General features: G+C 50.1%; 1 rRNA gene. It reads right to left on the bottom strand.

Annotated features, from left to right (window positions below):
- Nucleotides 1-447: ribosomal RNA gene (locus BHE89_RS20745) — 23S ribosomal RNA — on the bottom strand; the annotation flags it as partial.

Raw genomic sequence — 447 nt, 5'->3', positions numbered from 1 at the left:
TGACCCATTATACAAAAGGTACGCAGTCACCCCATAAAGAGGCTCCTACTGCTTGTACGTACACGGTTTCAGGTTCTTTTTTCACTCCCCTCGCCGGGGGTTCTTTTTCGCCTTTCCCTCACGGTACTGGTTCACTATCGGTCAATCAGGAGTATTTAGCCTTGGAGGATGGTCCCCCCCATATTCAGACAGGATAACACGTGTCCCGCCCTACTCGTCGAGTTCACAATAACAGCATCTTCGGATACGGGGGCTATCACCCTTTACTGCCGGACTTTCCAGACCGTTCTCCTGATGCTGCTATTGATTAAGACTCTGGGCTGCTCCCCGTTCGCTCGCCGCTACTAGGGGGAATCTCGGTTGATTTCTTTTCCTCGGGGGTACTGAGATGTTTCAGTTCTCCCGGTTCGCCTCATTAACCTATGTATTCAGTTAATGATAATATCC

Source organism: Shigella sp. FC1967, assembly GCF_001743005.1.
Lineage (GTDB): Bacteria > Pseudomonadota > Gammaproteobacteria > Enterobacterales > Enterobacteriaceae > Proteus.
The sequence above is the reverse complement of the archived record's forward strand: the minus strand, read 5'-3'. Positions and strand labels throughout refer to the sequence as shown.